This is a genomic window from Asaia bogorensis, assembly GCF_900465345.1.
Lineage (GTDB): Bacteria > Pseudomonadota > Alphaproteobacteria > Acetobacterales > Acetobacteraceae > Asaia > Asaia bogorensis_A.
Genome location: NZ_UEGO01000002.1, coordinates 48,453 through 65,776 on the forward strand (window position 1 = coordinate 48,453; position 17,324 = coordinate 65,776).

14 protein-coding genes, 1 tRNA gene and 3 pseudogenes are annotated in these 17,324 nt (G+C 63.0%); 8 read left to right on the plus strand and 10 right to left on the minus strand.

The window, feature by feature from the left end; translation table 11 throughout:
- The first annotated feature begins 40 nt into the window (after positions 1-40).
- A complete protein-coding gene (locus tag ED655_RS01325; RefSeq protein WP_062163743.1) occupies positions 41-349 on the plus strand; it encodes a hypothetical protein in 309 nt (102 codons plus the stop codon).
- Positions 346-1,092 carry a class I SAM-dependent methyltransferase gene (locus tag ED655_RS01330; RefSeq protein ID WP_122048726.1) on the plus strand — a complete coding sequence of 249 codons (747 nt, stop codon included), beginning with the start codon at positions 346-348 and terminating at the stop codon, positions 1,090-1,092. Before ED655_RS01325 ends, ED655_RS01330 begins: the two co-directional genes overlap by 4 nt.
- 23 nt (positions 1,093-1,115) lie before the next feature.
- Here ED655_RS01330 and ED655_RS01335 read toward each other — a convergent pair whose 3' ends face one another.
- Both ED655_RS01335 and ED655_RS01340 read right to left on the minus strand, forming a co-directional pair.
- Positions 1,116-1,295, minus strand: coding sequence for a Trm112 family protein (locus ED655_RS01335; RefSeq protein ID WP_122048727.1), 180 nt, complete (start codon positions 1,293-1,295; stop codon positions 1,116-1,118).
- A 109-nt stretch (positions 1,296-1,404) separates the two neighbouring features.
- Positions 1,405-2,370: a tetratricopeptide repeat protein gene (locus ED655_RS01340; RefSeq protein WP_122048728.1), complete on the minus strand. Its 966-nt coding sequence runs from the start codon at positions 2,368-2,370 to the stop codon at positions 1,405-1,407.
- A gap of 219 nt (positions 2,371-2,589) precedes the next feature.
- Here ED655_RS01340 and ED655_RS01345 point away from each other — a divergent pair.
- Positions 2,590-2,664 (plus strand) — tRNA-Gly (locus ED655_RS01345).
- 211 nt (positions 2,665-2,875) lie between these two features.
- Here ED655_RS01345 and ED655_RS01350 read toward each other — a convergent pair.
- Positions 2,876-3,247 (minus strand): hypothetical protein, encoded by a 372-nt coding sequence (locus ED655_RS01350; RefSeq protein WP_010668705.1) that lies wholly within the window; start codon positions 3,245-3,247, stop codon positions 2,876-2,878.
- A gap of 117 nt (positions 3,248-3,364) precedes the next feature.
- Between ED655_RS01350 and ED655_RS01355 the strand changes: the two genes are divergently transcribed.
- Complete coding sequence (locus tag ED655_RS01355; protein WP_010668704.1) at positions 3,365-3,823, plus strand: MarR family winged helix-turn-helix transcriptional regulator; 459 nt, start codon at positions 3,365-3,367, stop codon at positions 3,821-3,823.
- 73 nt (positions 3,824-3,896) lie between these two features.
- Here the strand turns inward: ED655_RS01355 and ED655_RS01360 are convergent, their stop codons facing one another.
- The 3 genes from ED655_RS01360 to ED655_RS01370 are packed head-to-tail and all read right to left on the minus strand — an operon-like array spanning position 3,897 to position 9,287.
- Positions 3,897-7,058 (minus strand): error-prone DNA polymerase, encoded by a 3,162-nt coding sequence (locus ED655_RS01360; protein WP_026200119.1) that lies wholly within the window; start codon positions 7,056-7,058, stop codon positions 3,897-3,899.
- Positions 7,055-8,575 (minus strand): DUF6504 family protein, encoded by a 1,521-nt coding sequence (locus ED655_RS01365; protein WP_010668702.1) that lies wholly within the window; start codon positions 8,573-8,575, stop codon positions 7,055-7,057. The genes ED655_RS01360 and ED655_RS01365 overlap by 4 nt, the downstream gene beginning before the upstream one ends.
- A complete protein-coding gene (locus ED655_RS01370) occupies positions 8,505-9,287 on the minus strand; it encodes an ImuA family protein (protein ID WP_018308150.1) in 783 nt (260 codons plus the stop codon). Before ED655_RS01370 ends, ED655_RS01365 begins: the two co-directional genes overlap by 71 nt.
- 197 nt (positions 9,288-9,484) lie before the next feature.
- On the opposite strand from ED655_RS01370, the gene ED655_RS01375 reads away from it, so the two are divergent.
- Both ED655_RS01375 and ED655_RS01380 read left to right on the plus strand, forming a co-directional pair.
- Complete coding sequence (locus ED655_RS01375; protein ID WP_010669086.1) at positions 9,485-10,132, plus strand: SOS response-associated peptidase; 648 nt, start codon at positions 9,485-9,487, stop codon at positions 10,130-10,132.
- A gap of 9 nt (positions 10,133-10,141) precedes the next feature.
- A pseudogene (locus ED655_RS01380) lies at positions 10,142-10,351 on the plus strand (pyridine nucleotide-disulfide oxidoreductase); the annotation flags it as partial.
- 154 nt (positions 10,352-10,505) lie between these two features.
- Here the strand turns inward: ED655_RS01380 and ED655_RS01385 are convergent.
- Complete coding sequence (locus ED655_RS01385; protein WP_122048737.1) at positions 10,506-11,705, minus strand: protein-disulfide reductase DsbD family protein; 1,200 nt, start codon at positions 11,703-11,705, stop codon at positions 10,506-10,508.
- 5 nt (positions 11,706-11,710) lie between these two features.
- Positions 11,711-13,006, minus strand: a complete 1,296-nt coding sequence (locus ED655_RS01390; RefSeq protein WP_122048729.1) for a protein-disulfide reductase DsbD domain-containing protein — start codon at positions 13,004-13,006, stop codon at positions 11,711-11,713.
- A 145-nt stretch (positions 13,007-13,151) separates the two neighbouring features.
- Between ED655_RS01390 and ED655_RS01395 the strand changes: the two are divergent.
- A pseudogene (locus ED655_RS01395) lies at positions 13,152-13,619 on the plus strand (transposase family protein); the annotation flags it as partial.
- Between the two features lie 444 nt (positions 13,620-14,063).
- Here the strand turns inward: ED655_RS01395 and ED655_RS01400 are convergent.
- Positions 14,064-14,258 (minus strand): hypothetical protein, encoded by a 195-nt coding sequence (locus ED655_RS01400; protein ID WP_018308145.1) that lies wholly within the window; start codon positions 14,256-14,258, stop codon positions 14,064-14,066.
- Between ED655_RS01400 and ED655_RS01405 the strand changes: the two are divergent.
- A pseudogene (locus tag ED655_RS01405) lies at positions 14,258-14,775 on the plus strand (type II restriction endonuclease); the annotation flags it as partial. The gene ED655_RS01400 and the pseudogene ED655_RS01405 sit on opposite strands and share 1 nt — an antisense overlap.
- A gap of 92 nt (positions 14,776-14,867) precedes the next feature.
- Here the strand turns inward: ED655_RS01405 and ED655_RS01410 are convergent.
- Positions 14,868-17,291 (minus strand): heavy metal translocating P-type ATPase, encoded by a 2,424-nt coding sequence (locus tag ED655_RS01410; protein ID WP_018308144.1) that lies wholly within the window; start codon positions 17,289-17,291, stop codon positions 14,868-14,870.
- Positions 17,292-17,324: the final 33 nt, after the last annotated feature.

A 17,324-nucleotide genomic window follows, 5' to 3' on the forward strand; every position in this document is an offset into this window, starting at 1 on the left:
TCAATTGCCGCCAGTGAATGAGGTTGATACAAGATTCGTCATGCGTTCAGCCTCGCTCCTCCTCTCTCTGATGGTTCTTGCCGGCTGCGCGGATAATACATTCGGCCCCCCGAAGCCGGATCTGGCCGTCAATGGTCCACCGGGCCATCCGCCCGGTCAGCCACCCCATCGCGATCGCATGGCTCGCGCCTATGCTTCGCTGCCGGTTGCCATACCGGGCATGGATGGGGCGTCGGGTCCGCCGGTTCTGCCAGGCCTCGCTACCGAGACCGTGACGACCAGTGAGGTCAAACCGCAATATGCCGTGCCCGATGCCGAGGTCTCCTACGGCAAGAGAGGAAATCCATGAGCGACTTCGTCACCGGGCATTATGGTCCTCGCGCCAATGATTATGTCAGCAGCCAGACTCATGCGGCTGGGGAGGATCTGGAGCGTCTCGTCGCCCTGCTGCGTGAAGAGCCCCCCGGTGTGGCCCTCGATCTCGGCTGTGGCGGCGGTCATGTGAGCTATGCCATGGCGCCGTTCTGCGGGCAGGTCGTGGCTTATGACCCGACATTGAGCATGGCTCTTGCCGTCAGGAACGAGGCAGAGCGCCGTGGACTGACCCGGATTCGCCCTGTCGGAGGTTTTGCGGAATCCCTGCCCTTTGCAGAGGGCATTTTTGATGTGGTGGCCAGCCGCTTCAGTGCCCATCACTGGCGCGACCTGCAGGAGGGGCTCAATGAGGCGCGCCGCGTGCTGCGACGGGGCGGTCTGGGGATCTTTATCGACACGGTCGCCCCAGAGGCCCCTATGGCCGATTCCGTGCTGCAGGCGATCGAAACCCTGCGCGATCCCTCGCACATGCGCAATTATCGCGTCTCGGAGTGGAGACGCAGTCTTGAAAGCGCTGGATTTGCGCTGGAGGACTATCAGCCCTTGCGTCTGAAGCTCGACTTCACCTCATGGGTCGCGCGAACCCGGACGCCCGCCTTGCATCAGCAGGCCATCCTGTCGCTTCAGGAGGCGACGGATGCCGGAACCCGACAGCATTTTGCTGTCGAGGCTGATGGAAGCTTTACACTCGATACGGCGCTTTTCACGGTACGTTAAAGCGCGATGCCGGTCATGGCGTGTCAGTCTGACAGGGGGCGGGCTTCTTCCGGCAGCATCACCGGAATGCCGTCGCGCACAGGGTAAGCAAGGCGGGCCCCCTTGCTGACAAGCTCCTGAGCCTCGCGGTCATAGATGAGCGCTTCCTTCGTCACCGGGCAGACAAGCATGGAAAGAAGGCGGGGATCGAGATCCTGAGCCATAGGTGAATCCTTCTGATGGATGGGAGAGGGGGTTGAATGGCCTCGACCCTGCCTTCGTCATTCCTCTTTTAAAGGGGAAGAAGGCAGGATGGCAGCCGCGAGGCGTGGCTCAGGAAAAGAGCAGGGCTGACAGCTTGCGTCGCGCGGGTAAGGTTGCCGGATCGGTATTGCCCCAGGCTTCGAAGAACCGCAGCAATTCGGCGCGCGCTGCGCCGTCATTCCACTCGCGGTCCTGTTTGATGATGGCAAGCAGCGTGTCTGCTGCCTCTGATTTATGACCCGCACCATTCAGGGCTCCAGCCAGACGAAAGCGCAAAGCAAGATCGTCTGGAGAAGCCGCACACTCTGCCCGGAGCCCGTCGAGCGCCGAGGCTGCCTGATGGCTCTCCTTATGCAGGGCCAGGGCCGCGCGTGCGCCTGTCACTGCCGGGTGCTCCGCCAGCTTGGGTGGTACCTGACTCAGGGCTTCGTCCGCACCTTCATCATCACCCAGCGCCGTCAGCGCCCGGATCATGCCGCCCCAGCCCTCGGGGTTTTCCGGCTCGATCTCAAGCAGCGAGGCAAACAGCCCGGCGGCTTCCTCTGCCTGACCCTCCTGCAGGGCAGCCGAGGCCGCGGCAAGGATATCCGCGCTTGGCAGCGTGGCACCGGTCGCCTTGACGATCTGCTCGATAAAGCGGCGCACTTCGCTCTCGGGCTGGGCGCCCTGCAGGATGTCGACAATCTGGCCTTTATAGAAGGCCGCCACGAGCGGGATCGACTGGATGGGCAGGCCGACCTGAGCCAGTTGGGCAGCGAGAGCGGCATTGGCCTCGATATCGACCTTGACCAGCTTGACCCGACCGCCGGCCGCCGTCACGGCTCGCTCGAGCACGGGGGTCAGTTGCTTGCAGGGTCCGCACCAGGGCGCCCAGAAATCCACAAGTACGGGAAGCTGCCGGCTGGCTTCGAGCACCTCAGGCATGAAGCTGCGTTGATCGGCATCGACGATGAGTGCACCCGGTGTGCCGGGAGACGAGGTCACGCCTGCGTCGTTTCCGGGCTGGGGGCGATTCTGCCCAATGATATAGTCCATGGAATCTCTCTGTCCCGATGATGCACGGCTTTTCGCTGGCATCACCTGTTGATCATCATGGCTACAAGATTGTTCTGAAGCGTGCAGGACGCAAGCCCAGGGCTGGGTACGCGGCGGCCTGAGAGGCCACCAAGAAAGAAAAGCAAAAAAAAAGCATGTTTTTTGAAAAACCCTCTTGCGCGCCACGGCCTCAGGCAGTAATTACCCGTCCAACGGAACGCGGGCGTAGCTCAGGGGTAGAGCACAACCTTGCCAAGGTTGGGGTCGTGGGTTCGAATCCCATCGCCCGCTCCAGATTTTCCAAGGAAAATCAGACGGATACGAGGAAGCCGCCGCAAGGCGGCTTTCGTCGTTTTGGGGTGTGGTGTCCACATGGTGTCCACCGCGAGGCTGAATCTGTGATGGCCTTAGCGGAGACACACACTTGTTTTGCGGTCCTGATCGCGCCGTCAATTCGTATCAATCGTTATTGTCGGTGTGCGCGGCTCACATCGGTACTCTGCGCTTATTGCCGTCGAGCAAGGCGCAGACCATCCCTGAAATTCAGGACCAGAAGAGTAAGATTGATAGAGCCGGCCAGAAGTTCGAGCGCCTGTATACTGTAGAATGGCCAACCGAATCGTGATGCCGCCGCGCGGGCGGCCAGAAACAGCGCACACGGTACGAGAACGCAAATCCCGTTGAGGCCGATGATCCGCATACGGCGGAGTTTCACGAGTGCCAGACCACGCGGAGCCCCACTTGTCGCGCGATAGCCCGAAAGCCCCGTTGTGGCGAGACATGGGACCAGGACCAATAATCCCCAGAGGATCGCACGCTTGACTGTGCTGATAATCGAGGCGTCGCCATAGAGTTCTGCGACGACCGAGGCAGTCATGAAACTGCCAATACAAAGGATCGACAGGCTTTCCTGTCACACGATGGAGACGGCGGAGAAGCGTTGGCATGATATGATCCTTGCTTCCTGAAGAGAAGGTCTTTTACATAGCAAGCCATGAAAGAAGATAGCAAGCCATATAAATGGCCGTCCCGAACCGACTCCCTTGGCTATATGGTCAACTGGGCCGCCCGGCTTTTTGCTCGTGAGATGGATGAAGCACTGCGGCCCTTTGGCCTCATGTCCGGTCAGCTACCGGTGATCTTCGCGTTGGCGGACGGCAAGACACGGAGCCAGCGTGAACTGGTGAACCTCGCGGCCGTCGAGCAATCCACGATGGCGAAGACCCTTTCACGAATGGAACGGGACGGGCTGATCGAACGCAAGCCGGATCCGAACGATCGCAGAAGCACGACGATATCGCTATCGCCATTAATGTCTGTCAGGTTGCCGGAGGTTGCGGCAGCCGTGGCGGTCATCAACGCCCGGAGCCATACGCATCTCTCGGAGGAGGAAGGTGAACGACTGCTTGATCTGCTTCACTGGGCGATCAAGGGTCTAGCAGAGAGGCCATGACGCAGATTTCCGATAACCGATGCACGCCTCTTACAATCATGGAAATGCGGCACAACACTCTGGACATCGCACATCAATGGAAATTCCGCGATCGAACTATGATGACGTCATCCGGGTGATGTCTGTCGCTTGGGGTGCCACCATTTGAGCGGTTTCCAACATCGGCGAGTAGTCCCGACTGGTCGATGATCTCCAGAGCGATCAGATGAATCACCTCGCCCTCCTTCTGAAGCCTCCCCTTCACAGCCACCATGCTGGCGGACAGGACCACCGGCCGGAATTTCTCGAAGGTGTCTGCCCAAATGATGACATTCAGCGTCGCCGTCTCGTCCTCCAGCGTCATAAAAACCACGCCTTTTGAAGAACCCGGACGCTGACGCACCAGGACGATTCCGGCTGCCGTCAGCCGCTTGCCATCCCTGGCATTGATTGCGTCCCGGCACGACAGGATGTCATCGCGCCTCAGATCATCCCGCAGAAAGGCAACCGGATGGTCCCGCAGGGTCAGGCCGATACGGTTATAGTCCCGTGCCACCTCGGCGCCGGCCCGCATGGGCTGGAGCAGGACATCCGGTTCCTTTGCTTCCCGGACGATCTCCGCAGCCGCGAACAAGGGCAACGGTTCATCCCGTAGCGCCTTGATCGCCCACAGAGCCTCACGCCGTGCCAGCCCGAACCCCGCACGAAACGCATCCGCCTCGGCCAGGTGGGTCAGGGCAGCGGCCTTCACGCCGGATCGTCGCCACAGATCGTCTATCGACACGAAGGGCCGATTCCCACGGGCCGCCACGATCCGCGCGGCATCCTCATTGGCCAGTCCCTTCACCAGGTTCATCCCGAGCCGCACCGCAAACAGGCCGTTCGCCCGTTCCGGCCCTTCAAGGATGGCCTCCCAGCGTGACCGGTTCACACAGATAGGCCGGACTTCCACCCCATGCGCCTGGGCGTCGCGGACGAGTTGGGCCGGCGCGTAGAAGCCCATCGGCTGGCTGTTCAGCAATGAGGCCAGGAACACGTCCGGATGGCGGCATTTCATCCACGATGACGAATAGGCCAGGATGGCGAATGACGCGGCATGGCTCTCCGGGAAGCCATAGGAGCCGAAGCCCTCAAGCTGCTGGTAGATACGCTCGGCGAATTCCTCCGGATATCCGTTCTCCCTCATGCCTTCGAGCAGGCGGGTCTGGAATTTCGAGACCGTCCCGGTGTTCTTGAAGGTCGCCATCGCACGCCTGAGTTGATCGGCCTCGGCCGCCGTGAACCCGGCACATACCATGGCCACCTGCATGACCTGTTCCTGAAAAAGCGGCACGCCGAGGGTCCGCTTCAGGACTTCCTCCAGTTCCGGGGTCGGGTAATCGGGCTGCTCCAGGCCCTCCCGCCGGCGCAGATACGGATGAACCATATCGCCCTGGATCGGTCCGGGACGGACGATGGCGACCTCGATCACCAGGTCATAATAGGTCCGGGGCTTCAGGCGCGGCAGCATCGACATTTGCGCCCGGCTCTCGATCTGGAACACGCCGATCGTGTCTGCCTTGCGGATCATGGCGTAGGTCCGCGGGTCTTCGGCCGGAATGGTCTGGAGCGTGAAGCGCTGCCCCTTGTGTTCGGCGAGCAGGTCCAGTCCCTTCTTCATGCAGGTCAGCATGCCAAGCGCCAGCACATCAACCTTCATGAATTTCAGCGCGTCGATGTCGTCCTTGTCCCACTCGATGGTCTGGCGATTCTCCATCGCCGCCGGTTCGATCGGCACCAGTTCGTCCAGCCGGTCATGGGTCAGCACGAAGCCGCCCGGATGCTGGGACAGATGACGCGGCACGCCAATCAGGGCACGCGCCAGATCGAGCGTCAGACGGATACGCCGGTCAGTCAGGTCGATTCCGGTCTCGGCGAATTTCTCCGCATCGACCTCGCGCGACCAGCCCCATATCTGTTTCGACAGCAGGGTGATCAGGTCTTCCGGCAGCCCCATCACCTTGCCCACATCACGGAGAGCCCCCTTGGCCCGATACCGGGTGACCACGGCGGTCAGTGCCGCGCGGGTGCGACCGTAATGGTCATAGATCCACTGGATGATTTCCTCGCGACGGGCATGCTCGAAATCCACGTCGATGTCCGGCGGCTCGCCCCGCTCTTCCGAGATGAACCGCTCGAACAGCAATGTCGTCCGCGACGGGTCGATCGCCGTGATGCCCAGCACGAAACAGACAGCGCTATTGGCCGCCGATCCGCGACCCTGGCACAGAATGCCCCGCCGCCTCGACTCGCGAACGATGCTGTTCACCGTCAGGAAGTAGGGCGCGTAGGACATGCGCCCGATCAGCGCCAGTTCATGGCGGAGAATTTCAGCCACGTCCTCGGGGATGCCATCCGTATAGAAGGCTCTCGCACCTTCCCACGTCAGGGCTTCCAGTGCTTCCTGGGGTGTCTGGCCCGGCGTCGTGATTTCATCGGGATATTGATACGCTAGATCGTCGAGGCTGAACCGGCAGCGTTCGACGATCTCCATGCTCCGGTCGATCGCTTCGGGATATCGCGAGAACAGGCGCGCGATTTCCTGGGGCGGCTTGAGATAGCGATCGGCATGACGCTCACGGACGAAGCCAGCCCGGTCTATGGTCGTATTATGCCGAACACAGGTGACGACATCCTGGAGAATGCGGCGGTCATGGATATCGAACAGCACGTCATTGGTGACGACGGTCTTCACCCGGCGCGCATGGGCCATATTCGCCAATTCATAGAGCCGCATCTGATCATTCGGCCGGCGGCGCAGGGTCAGTGCCATATAGGCCCGGTCCCCGAAGGCATCCCGCAGCTTCCGCAGATGCAGGGCGCAGTCCTCGCCGGCGACATCCGGCACCAGCACGGCCTGAAGTCCGTCGCCCCACTCGGCCAGATCGGCCCAGTTCAGCAGGCATTTCCCCTTGCCGGCGCGCGCCTTGCCGATCGACAGCAGCCGACATAAGCGGCCATAGGCGGCGCGGTCCATCGGATAGACCAGGACCGGCGGAAAGTCGGCGAGGTCGAGCCGGCATCCGACCACCAGCCGCATGCCGGTATCTTTCGCGGCGATGTGGGCCTGGACGATGCCGGCCAGTGTGTTGCGGTCGGTGATCCCGATGGCGGAAAGTCCGAGACGTTTGGCCTGGGCAAACAGTTCGGCAGGCGCAGACACGCCCCGCAGGAACGAGAAATAGCTGGTGACCTGAAGCTCGGCATAGCGGGTCATGCGAACAGCCCGTGCATGAACCATCTCTGCGAGCCGGTTTCTCCATGTTCGCCATCACCCTCGCGGAAGACCCAGAATCGGTCGCCGGCCGTGTCCTCGATCCGGAAATAATCCCGCGCGATCGTCAGTTCCGTATCACCCTTCCACCATTCGCCGAAGACGCGCTCAGGCCCGTCGGCGCAGCGCACGCGATGCCGGATACCGCGCCAGATAAAGAAGATCGGCGGCTGGTCCGGCAATTCGGCCATGGCCTGGACAGGTTCCGGCCGGGAAAGCAGCCGGGTCGGTCGTGGCCATCCGACCGGCCAGGTGGCGCCGTCATCCGGAGCCAGTGCCGGCACCCGGCAGACCGACCGCTCGGGAATGTCGCTCTCCACAGGGGCAAACCGGTAGAGCGATTCCCCACCGACGCGATTGGCCAGCGTGTCGATCAGGCCGGAGATGTCGGCTTCTTCCTCTTCGATCAGCGAGGAAACCCGCTGCCTGACCTCCATCGGCTCGGCCAGGACGGCGACCAGTTCCATGCGCTCAATGCCATAGCCCGGATCGATCGTCTCGATCTTCTCGCACAGCAGGCGCGTCAGATGCTTCGCGTCCCTTGCCGGCCGGGCCGTGGCGATCCGGATCGTCTGGGTTTGGCTGTCCAACCGGTGCAACAGGAGGTCGAGCAGCCGTATGCCGTCGCCCCTGGCATCCAGCCCTTCACACAGGACGGGAACCAGCTTGCCGATATAGCGGGCAATGGTCTCGGCCGCGCCGATGGGTTCGGCGAAGTTGCGCGCCACAGAAACCGGATCGACCGGGCGCACGGCCAGGATCGGTTCGGCGATGCGCCCATAAGCCTGGTCCAGACGGCGTTCCAGTTCCGGCCCGAACCGCAAGGTCAGCGGCGCGCGCGGCATGGCGGCCAGCTTGCCGATCCGGGAGATACCCAGCGTCCGCAATCCTTCGATGACGGCAGCCGGAAGCCGCAATGCCTCGATCGGCAGGTTGGAGAGCGTGTCGGGGATGCCTCCGTCGGGCACGATGATGATCCGGCCACGTCCATATCTGGCCAGGGCATGAGCGGCACCCCAGGTTCCGGCGATCGTGACCTTGGCGGTAAAGCCTGAGTCAGCCAGGCGACGGACCACGGCGTCCAGCATCGCCGGCTCGCCACCATGGAGATGATCCGTGCCGGTCGTGTCCATTACGATGCCATCAGGCAGTCCGCCGGATGCGTCCACGGCCACGATCGGCGCGATCCGCCGCTGGAACCAGAGAGCCAGAGCCTCCAGCCCGGCTCGGTCGCCGTCGGGGTCGGCATCCATGATGGTCAGATCGGGATAGAGCGCCTGGGCCTTGGCAACCGGAATGCCGGGCGTCACCCCGATCTTGCGGGCGGCAAGGTCGGCGGACATGACGACGCGACGGCTGCCTTCCCGGCCGGCCAGGGCCAGCGGTGTCTCAGGCGCGGCGTTGCCCAGCTTCTTCCTGATGCGCTCCGTCGGCCACAGAGGCAGGTAGAGCGACACCACACGATTCGATCCTCCCGTTGGCATCGCACCCCTCCACCTCGAAATCCGCGCATTCCCCCGATCGCGCGCGCAGCAATTCCAGCATCCACCGGGGCCGCTCCACGCCGGGCACGGGAAGCGGCGCGGATGGCAGGACAGAGACCCGCCAGCGTGTGGTGCTGGCTGTCGGCTGTCCGAAATCGGCGGCTTCCGTCTGGCGGCGCCATCTCCGGACAGCCAGGCCGATGGTCCCGGTTCCCTCGGCCGCGATCTGCAAGCGCCGCGAGGCCGTCATCGTCAGTCGCCCGACCTCGGCGACCACGGACCCCAGCCCGCCATGTCGCAGACCTTCCTCGAAGCAGGCCAGGGCGTCGTTGTCCGAGGATGCTTCAACGTGGATGACCCGGCGAGCGGCCAGTCCGGCCTGATCGAGAGCCGGCGCGAAGATGTCCTGCCGGGTGACGATCCACAGCACCTTGCCTCTGGTCCGGCCGGCAATCCCTGCGGCGAACAGGGCCGCAGCCGTGGCGTTGAGGGCGTCAGTCCCGCCACCGGCCACCTCATGAAGCGCGCCCAGGACCAGGCCGCCACCCGGTAACCTCGCGTCGATCTCCTTCACGCCGAATGGCAGGACGGCGCGTTTATGGCTTTTGTGTCCTTCGAGCCGGGCAATGGTCGCCTGAAGCGCTTCCAGGGCGGGCTTCTTCCGGGCTGGGCTCCCTTTCGTGGTCATCTCGAATCCGTCCGATGCTGGCGGCGTCAGTAGCTATATGTTCATGGTTTGTTCCTAACGCGCGATAAGAGTCAAGGCACGATTACCGGAGGTGTGACACAGTGCAGGGAATAGCTGAGGCCCAGCTATGTCTCTGATATCTGTAAAGCTTTGAGTCTCAGGGATTTTTTCTGGCCGACGACGGAAGGACGGCACCGATGTGCAACCTCTACTCCGTAATGACGAACCAGGAGGCGATCAGGATGATCGCCAGGGTCATGATCGATCATATCGGCAACCTGCAACCGTTGCCCGAGGTGTGGCCGAATACAATGGCCCCAATCATCCGCAATGCCGAGGGCGGCAGGGAACTGGTCATGGCCCGCTGGGGAATGCCGACGCCACCCGGCATGCTCAAGGGCAGGAAGGTGGATCGGGGCATAACCAATATCCGGCATATGGAATCGTCCTGGTGGCGGCGATGGGAAGGCGTGGAACATCGCTGCCTGGTGCCGCTGACGGCGTTTGCCGAGCCCGAACATCTGCCCGAAGGTGGAAGTCGTCAGGTCTGGTTCGCCAGAGCGGATGGCGAGCCGCTGGCCTTCTTCGCCGGTCTGTGGTGCCGGTGGACGTCGGTCAGGAAACTGGCTGACGGCGAGACGACAAATAACCTGTATGGATTCCTGACCACTGAAGCCAACCGGGAGGTCGGTGCTATTCATCCTTGGGCCATGCCAGTTATCCTGACGCAGCAGGAAGATATGGATCTGTGGATGACAGCGCCGGCACCTGAGGCCTTGCAGGTGCAGCAGGCATTGCCGGACGGAGCGCTAATAGCGATTGCTCCACCCACGGGGGTTGCTTGATGGCGCCTCTACGAGGCGCGCTATGCGCCGCCGATCCACCGCCCCGTAATGGTCGGACGTGTGGAACGCACTGACCAGAAATTCCTGAATGTCAGCACCAGCGTGGGTGATTTCCTAAGCCGCGCGGTCATCGGCGCCACCGGCACATGGTCTGCGCCCTTCATCCCCGATTATCCGGGCCGCGAATTGTTTGCCAGAACGCAAATCCACTCCTCCCATTCCGACCCGCGCTCTCCGCATTTGCGCCGCTCGACGTGATCGAGCCGGACGGGCTGATCCGCGTTAACGGGCAGCAGGTTGAACTGCCCCGGAGCTTTTGGGGCCGTTTACACCCTGCCCGGGCCGAGCCGGGGCTGGTACAGCCAGCGCCCGGTTATTTGTCGTGGGGCGTTATGGTGCCTATGACCAGTCCGGGCGTCAGTATCTGTGGCAACACCACTGCCGCGCCATGTGCGGGCACAAACAGGTAGAATGGCACGCCATCGCGCCCATGTTTGCGCAAAAACGCGGTTATGGCGGGGTTGCGCTGTGTCCAGTCCCCCCGGAGCGTTATTACGCCATAGCGTGCCATGGCTGCCTGTGTCGCCTGTGTGTTGAGCGCCATGCGCTCATTGACAAGGCAGGTGATGCACCATGCCGCCGTCATGTCCACAAACACGGGTTTGCCCGCATTGTGCAGGGCGCGCAGTCGCTCCTCGGAAAAAGCCTCCGTGCCGGAGGGGAGGGCTGAAAGGCCCGGACCCGAGGCGGAGGGCGGGTTGGCGCCAGCCTGCGGCGCCTGCTCTAGCAGGGCGGGCAGCAGCGCCATGGCCGCCAAAAGCCCCAGCAGGGCCACGCCATACAGGGCCGTGCAGTCCCGGTCATGGCCCGCATGGAGCTGGCGCCTTTGGGTAATGCCGTAAACCCATGCCGCAAAGGCCAGGAACACCATGCCCGATGATACAAGCAAAACCGTTGTGGCCCCACCCTCCACCGCTGCGACCCACAGCAGCCACACGCAGGTGCCCAGTAACGGAAAAGCCAGAAACTGGCGCAGGTAGTCCATCCATGCGCCGGGGCGGGGCAGGCTTTTGGCCAGCGCGGGGCAAAAGGCCAGCAGCACGTAAGGGGCGGCAAGCCCGATGCCAAGTGCTGCGAAAATGACCAGTCCGGTTGCCGGGGGACCGGCCAGCGCCCCGGCAATGGCCACCCCCATGAACGGCGCGGTGCAGGGCGAGGCCACGGCCACGGCCAGCAGCCCGGTCAGCAGGTCATGCACCAGCCCGTGCCGGGGGGAGGAGGATAGGGCGAAGGCGGGCGGCAGGAAGACAAACACCCCCAGCAGGTTAAGCGCCATGGCGAAGATCAGCCATGTGATCATGCCCACGAACATCGTGGACTGGAACTGGAACCCCCAGCCAGTGGCGGCCCCGCCCAGGCGCAGCGCCATGACCAGCGCGCCAAGGGCGGTAAAGCCCAGAATAACCCCTGCGGCATAGCTGATGGCGCTTTGCTTTTGGTGCAGGCGCTCACTCTGGCCCATGCGGGCGACGGCCAGCGCCTTCATGGCCAGAATGGGAAAAACACAGGGCATCAGGTTCAGCACCAGCCCACCCAGGAACCCCAGTACAACAAGGCGGAACAGGCCAGACGCACTTTCCCCCCGCCATGGGGCGGCCCCGGCACGCCATTGCCGAGCGCTGCCAGATGGCCCGCCATCGGCTGCTCCCCTGCCGGATAGTCCCCTGCCGGGTCTGGGCTGGTCGCCCCCATGGCGGTTCCCGTTGCGGTCCCCGCTGTGGTCCCTCCTGTGGCGGTTCCAGCGGCGGCTTCGGCAGCGGTCCCGGAGGTGGTTCCTGTGTTGGGCTCGGTGGCAGGCCGGGCCGATGGCGCAATGGAGGGCTCACTGGCCATTGGGGGGGGCAGCGGGGTGGCCCGCACGCTCAGCGCGCGCTCCGTCCCATCGGGGGCCTTGAGCACCAGAATACCCGACAACGGCTTTGCAGGCGTAAAGTCAGCCGTGGGGTCAAGGCGCAGGGCAAGGCCCTCGGGGCCAAAGAGCAGGGCTTGCGGTGCGGCTTCCCCAATCCGCCCGCGCTCTTGCGGCATGAACCAGGCTTGCGCGACGGACTGGCGGTTCAACTCCCTGCCCTGAGCGCCAAGTACCCCTGTGGGGCTGATGCTCACCGGGTAGGGCGAGGGCACGGGCGTATGCTGCTCCGCCTGTGTAAACAGCCCCACCTGCGCGGACGGGCGAGGCGCGCCCACGGGCAGGGTAAGCGTGAATGTTCCTTCCTCGGGAATACAGCTCTGTGCGCACACCAGCCAGTTGGCGTGGGCGCTAAGGGTTGTCAGCCCTTGCGCGCCCAGGCCGTCGGGCGTTTGCCCCGGCTGGGCCGCCGGTGGACGTCCCGCTGAAGGTTCCACAGGGCGCACCATTGGGAGCACCACTGGCAGCACCACATCGCCCGTATAGGCATAGGACATCAGGGAGGCGTCCCTGATCCGCTGCGGCGTGGGCCAGACAATGGTTTGCGCCTCGCCCCTTAACGCGCCCGTTGCGGTTATGCGCAGGGTCGCGGGGTCTCCCGCATCACCGGGGTTGAGCCAGTATGTGTGCCAGCCGGGCTTGAGCCGCAGGCGCAGGGCCACATGGAGGGACGAGCCGGGGCTGGCGGTATCGGACGCGCTTATCAGGCTGGCCGTGCTGTGCGCGCTGATGGCGGGCGCGCTTTCCGCCCCCCAGGCGGCAGCAAGGGGAGGGAGCCCCGCGCACGCCAGCAGCCCTGCCAGCCCCTTGCCCAGCGCGCCCTGCCATCTCCTGCCCGCGCGGGCGCGGGTGGGGTGAGCTTTCTGGCTAGGTTGGCGCGAGGGAAAAGGGAGAGGGCCGCTCATGAGCGTCAGGCTTTCAACACGGTAGGGGCGGACACACCCAGCATACGCGCAGCCGACGGATGGGGGAACAGGGCAGGCGGTTTCCTAGATGTTTAGTCCCGGGTTTTGATGGTGCATTATTTTCACGAGAGTGGAAGGATGCGCTATGGGCCAGGTTCACCACGGATGCGCCACGACGACAACGGCAGTCCGTCGAGCGATACAGCATAGTCAAGAGAGCCTGAGAGCTCTGGCGGAACGCCACGGGGTCAACCCGAAGACAGTCGCCAAATCGAAGGGACGGCCCGATACAGCGGATCGACGCACTGGCCCGAAGGCTCCTCTTTCGACGGTCCTGTCGATCGAGGAGGAGGGCATCGTCGTGGCGTTCCGCCGCCATACATTATTGCCCCTGGACGACTGCCTTTACGCGCTACAGGCGACGATCCCGCATCTGACGCGCTCTTCATTGCATCGTTGTCTTCAGCGCCATGGAATCAGCCGTCTGCCCGACACCAAGGGCGACAAGCCCAGGCGCTCGAAGTTCAAGACTTATCCGGTCGGCTATTTTCATATCGACATCGCCGAAGTCCGCACCGCAATGGGGCGTCTCATCATCCTGAAAACAGCCGACTTGTATGGCCAGGCTTCCGAGCACCGCGCCGAAACAGAATTTTAAGCTCCCGGGAGCCTACATCACGCGTCTCGACATTGATTAGATGCTATAATGTGAATACTCTCATTAGGTGAACTAATTAATTGACGCGCGAATTAGACTGTTCGAGAGCTTATCCGCCCAAATAATGAGATTCAGCGTCGCGGTCTGTCGACGGTTACCCTGATTAGGACCGGGAGGTGAAATTCAATAAATGTCATATTGGTCGCGATATGTGCTCGCACGTCGTGGGCTTCGATCATTCACGATGCACTCTGTGCGATCGTCTATCCATCCTGTGACGGCTTCCTGCACGACATCGTATTCATGGCTGTTGCAGATTGCATCGGCTTTGAGTTTACAAGAATAGAAAGCAGACCAGTCATTGAATGGTGATTAGACAGTCTCTCCCGATGTCTTTCTTTACGGGTGGCTCTCCTTGTCGGACGACGCCTTGTCATCCCCAATGAGATTGCACGCGGCCACCGGCCGGCGATGATTCGCGTCCCCGTTAATGCAAAGCTCAAACGTATCGTGGCGCACCTGCTGCCCTGCTTTCGTCTTGAGGAAAAACGGAGCGAGTTGTTCAGCGCAATGGCCGCCGTCGCGAACATCCATATAATGCCCTGACCGGATCAAAGGTGAAGCTGGGGCGATGGGAGGAATATCTTGCCATGCGGCAGGGCATCCTGAAACTGAATGCGACCTATCGTTCGCGGCTTTCCAATGATCTGGGTGGCTGCCTGTCGGTGTTGCCTGGGTTCACGACGGAAACGCAGGGAGCGGAATCCGTGCGTCTGATCGATGTTCTGTGGCTTGATCGGGAAAGCCACAGGGTTGTCGCAGCCTTCGAGGTTGAGCATTCAACGACCATCTATTCCGGCATCGTGCGGATGCTGGATCTTGCTCGCGGGTCAGAGGCGCAGGCTTTGGAGGGACTGCTCCTTGTCGCGCCGGATAAGCGGGAAGCCGATGTACGGGAACAACTGTGGCGGCCGGCTTTCAGTAGGATTGCTGACCTGAAAGTCCGGTATCTGCCTTACGGGCGCTTGAGAAGGATCGTAAGGCCATTGAGCGCTTTGGGCAGGGTATAAAACCAATTCAAGCTATATCCCATCTGGCGACTCCTGCATGAAAATCTATGCTCCTGTAATGAACGGGTCTTCGCTTCGTGTGGGTTCCTGTCGCGGATAGGCATACCTTCCGAACGAAATAGGCAATCTGCTTTCACCGAAGTCTCAGGGCATTGAGCCGCAGTGCGTTTGTCACGACGGCCAGGGAGGACAGGGCCATCGCGCCTCCCGCGAACATGGGCGACAGCGTAAGGCCAAAGACAGGATACAGTACGCCTGCGGCAAGTGGGATGCCGATCCCATTGAACAGGAAAGAAAATGCCAGATTCTGCCGGATGTTGCGCATCGTCGCCTGTGCCAGGCGGCGGGCGCGTACCAATCCGGCGAGGCTGCCTTGTGCCAGTGTCATCCCGGCGCTTTCGATTGCGACATCGGTGCCTGTGCCCATGGCGATTCCGATATCGGCGGTGGCCAGGGCCGGCGCGTCGTTGACTCCGTCGCCCGCCATGGCGACACGGGCTCCCTTCTGTTGCATGTCACGAATGATCGCGGCCTTGTCCTCAGGCTTGAGGTCGGCATGTACCTCGTCGATTCCCGCCTGCCGGGCGACGACTTCCGCAGTCCGGGCATTGTCGCCCGTCAGCATCACGATCCGCATGCCGGCTGCGTGCAGTGCCGCGATGGTCTCCTTCGCGTCGGTCTTCAGCGGATCGGCCACGACCAGCAGCCCAGCGGCCTGTCCGTCGACGCCGACGAACATGACGCCCGCGCCCTCCGCCCGGTGGGAATCCGCGACAGGGATCAATGCCGACGCATCGATGCCCTGCTGCCGCATCTGGGCTTGGTTTCCGACGACGACGGCATGGCCGTCGACGGTGCCGGTCACGCCCAGGCCGGTCTGAGACGCGAAATCCCCGACCGGCGCGGCCTGAAGGCCCTGCGCCGTCATCGCGGCGACCAGTGCCTGGGCCAGCGGATGCTCAGATTGTGTTTCCAGTGATGCCGCCAGCCGCAGGACGACGTTGGAATCCCATGCACCTGATGTTTCGGTCGCGATCAGCCGGGGCTTGCCTTCGGTTACGGTGCCGGTCTTGTCGATCACCAGCGTATCGACCGTATCCAGCGCCTGCAGGGCTTCGGCGTTGCGAACCAGCACGCCGGCCCGCGCCCCGCGCCCCATGCCCACCATGATCGACATCGGAGTGGCCAGGCCCAGCGCGCACGGGCAGGCGATCACCAGGACCGCAATGGCGTTCAGCAGTGCGTGTCCGAAGCGCGGTTGCGGACCGACCAGAAGCCAGACGACGAAGGTCAGAAGGGACACAAGCACGACCAGCGGCACGAACCAGCCGGAGACCCGGTCCGCCACCGCCTGGATCGGTGCGCGCGTACGCTGGGCAGCCGCCACCATGCTGACGATCCGGGCCAGCATCGTGTCCGAGCCAACGGCCTCGGCTGTCATCAGCAGGCTGCCGGTGCCGTTGATGGTTCCACCCGTCACCTTGTCACCCGGTCCCTTGGCGACAGGTGCTGGCTCTCCTGTCAGCATGGCTTCGTCCACGCTGGAGCGCCCGTCCATGACGGTGCCGTCCACCGGGATGCTTTCCCCCGGCCGGATGCGGAGCCGATTGCCGGGCACGATCTGGGCCAGCGGTACGTCGTCCTCCCGATCCAGCGCGCCGACCCGGTGTGCGATTTTCGGTGCGAGATCCAGCAGCGCGCGAATGGCGCGACTGGTACGGGCGCGGGCGCGCAGTTCCAGGACTTGCCCGGCCAACACCAGGGCCACGATAACACCGGCGGCTTCGTAATAGACCGGGACCGACCCGTCATGCATGCGGAAGGCAGCAGGGAACAGGCCAGGGGCCACTGTCGCGGCGATGCTATAGAGAAAGCCTGCGCCGACGCCCAGCATAATCAACGTAAACATGTTCAGATGCCGGGTGCGGAGCGACATCCAGCCGCGTTCGAGGAACGGCCAGCCGGCCCACAGCACGATTGGCGCCGTGAGCGCCAACTGAATCCAGTTCGTCAGGCCGCCATCGAGAAATGCCAGCCCTCCCATATCCGCCGCCATGGCGATGATAACGAGCGGGACCGCCAATATGCTCGCCCCCCACAGGCGCTTGCTGAAATCCACGAGTTCCGGGTTAGGCGTGTCGGCGTCGGATGGCTCCTCCGGTTCCAGCGCCATGCCGCAGATGGGGCAGGAGCCGGGGTGATCCTGTCGGATCTGAGGGTGCATCGGGCAGGTCCAGATCACCCCGACCCGTTTGGGCTGAGACTTGATGGGCGTCGTGTCCGCCTTGTGCAGGTAATGACAGGGGTCGGCTTCGAACTTTGTCTGACAGTGCGCGCTGCAGAAATACCAGGTCTGGCCATCATGGTCGGCATGATGCGTCGCCGTCGCGGGGTCGACTGTCATGCCACACACGGGATCCTTGACCGGGCGCGTCTTAACTCCGGTCGCTGCCGGGGTGGGACCCTCTCCATGGAGATGGGACGCGCAAGCTGCTGTATTGTCGTTCGTCATGAGGTCCCCTTGTTTGTGGCCGCCACGCGGCGCCAGACATGCCATAATCGCTTGCGCTCCATGGTATGCCCCTGTAGG

What these genes read in the sequence shown, in the direction of transcription:
- ED655_RS01400 (WP_018308145.1), bottom strand. Translation starts at nt 14,258, where the DNA reads ATGGATGTTCGCGACGGCGGCCATTGCGCTGAACAACTCGCTCCGTTT.
- ED655_RS01335 (WP_122048727.1), bottom strand. Translation starts at nt 1,295, where the DNA reads ATGGCTCAGGATCTCGATCCCCGCCTTCTTTCCATGCTTGTCTGCCCG.
- ED655_RS01375 (WP_010669086.1), top strand. Translation starts at nt 9,485, where the DNA reads ATGTGCAACCTCTACTCCGTAATGACGAACCAGGAGGCGATCAGGATG.
- ED655_RS01410 (WP_018308144.1), bottom strand. Translation starts at nt 17,291, where the DNA reads ATGGCATGTCTGGCGCCGCGTGGCGGCCACAAACAAGGGGACCTCATG.
- ED655_RS01390 (WP_122048729.1), bottom strand. Translation starts at nt 13,006, where the DNA reads ATGAGCGGCCCTCTCCCTTTTCCCTCGCGCCAACCTAGCCAGAAAGCT.
- ED655_RS01360 (WP_026200119.1), bottom strand. Translation starts at nt 7,058, where the DNA reads ATGACCCGCTATGCCGAGCTTCAGGTCACCAGCTATTTCTCGTTCCTG.
- ED655_RS01355 (WP_010668704.1), top strand. Translation starts at nt 3,365, where the DNA reads ATGAAAGAAGATAGCAAGCCATATAAATGGCCGTCCCGAACCGACTCC.
- ED655_RS01350 (WP_010668705.1), bottom strand. Translation starts at nt 3,247, where the DNA reads ATGACTGCCTCGGTCGTCGCAGAACTCTATGGCGACGCCTCGATTATC.
- ED655_RS01340 (WP_122048728.1), bottom strand. Translation starts at nt 2,370, where the DNA reads ATGGACTATATCATTGGGCAGAATCGCCCCCAGCCCGGAAACGACGCA.
- ED655_RS01325 (WP_062163743.1), top strand. Translation starts at nt 41, where the DNA reads ATGCGTTCAGCCTCGCTCCTCCTCTCTCTGATGGTTCTTGCCGGCTGC.
- ED655_RS01330 (WP_122048726.1), top strand. Translation starts at nt 346, where the DNA reads ATGAGCGACTTCGTCACCGGGCATTATGGTCCTCGCGCCAATGATTAT.
- ED655_RS01385 (WP_122048737.1), bottom strand. Translation starts at nt 11,705, where the DNA reads ATGCCCTGTGTTTTTCCCATTCTGGCCATGAAGGCGCTGGCCGTCGCC.
- ED655_RS01370 (WP_018308150.1), bottom strand. Translation starts at nt 9,287, where the DNA reads ATGACCACGAAAGGGAGCCCAGCCCGGAAGAAGCCCGCCCTGGAAGCG.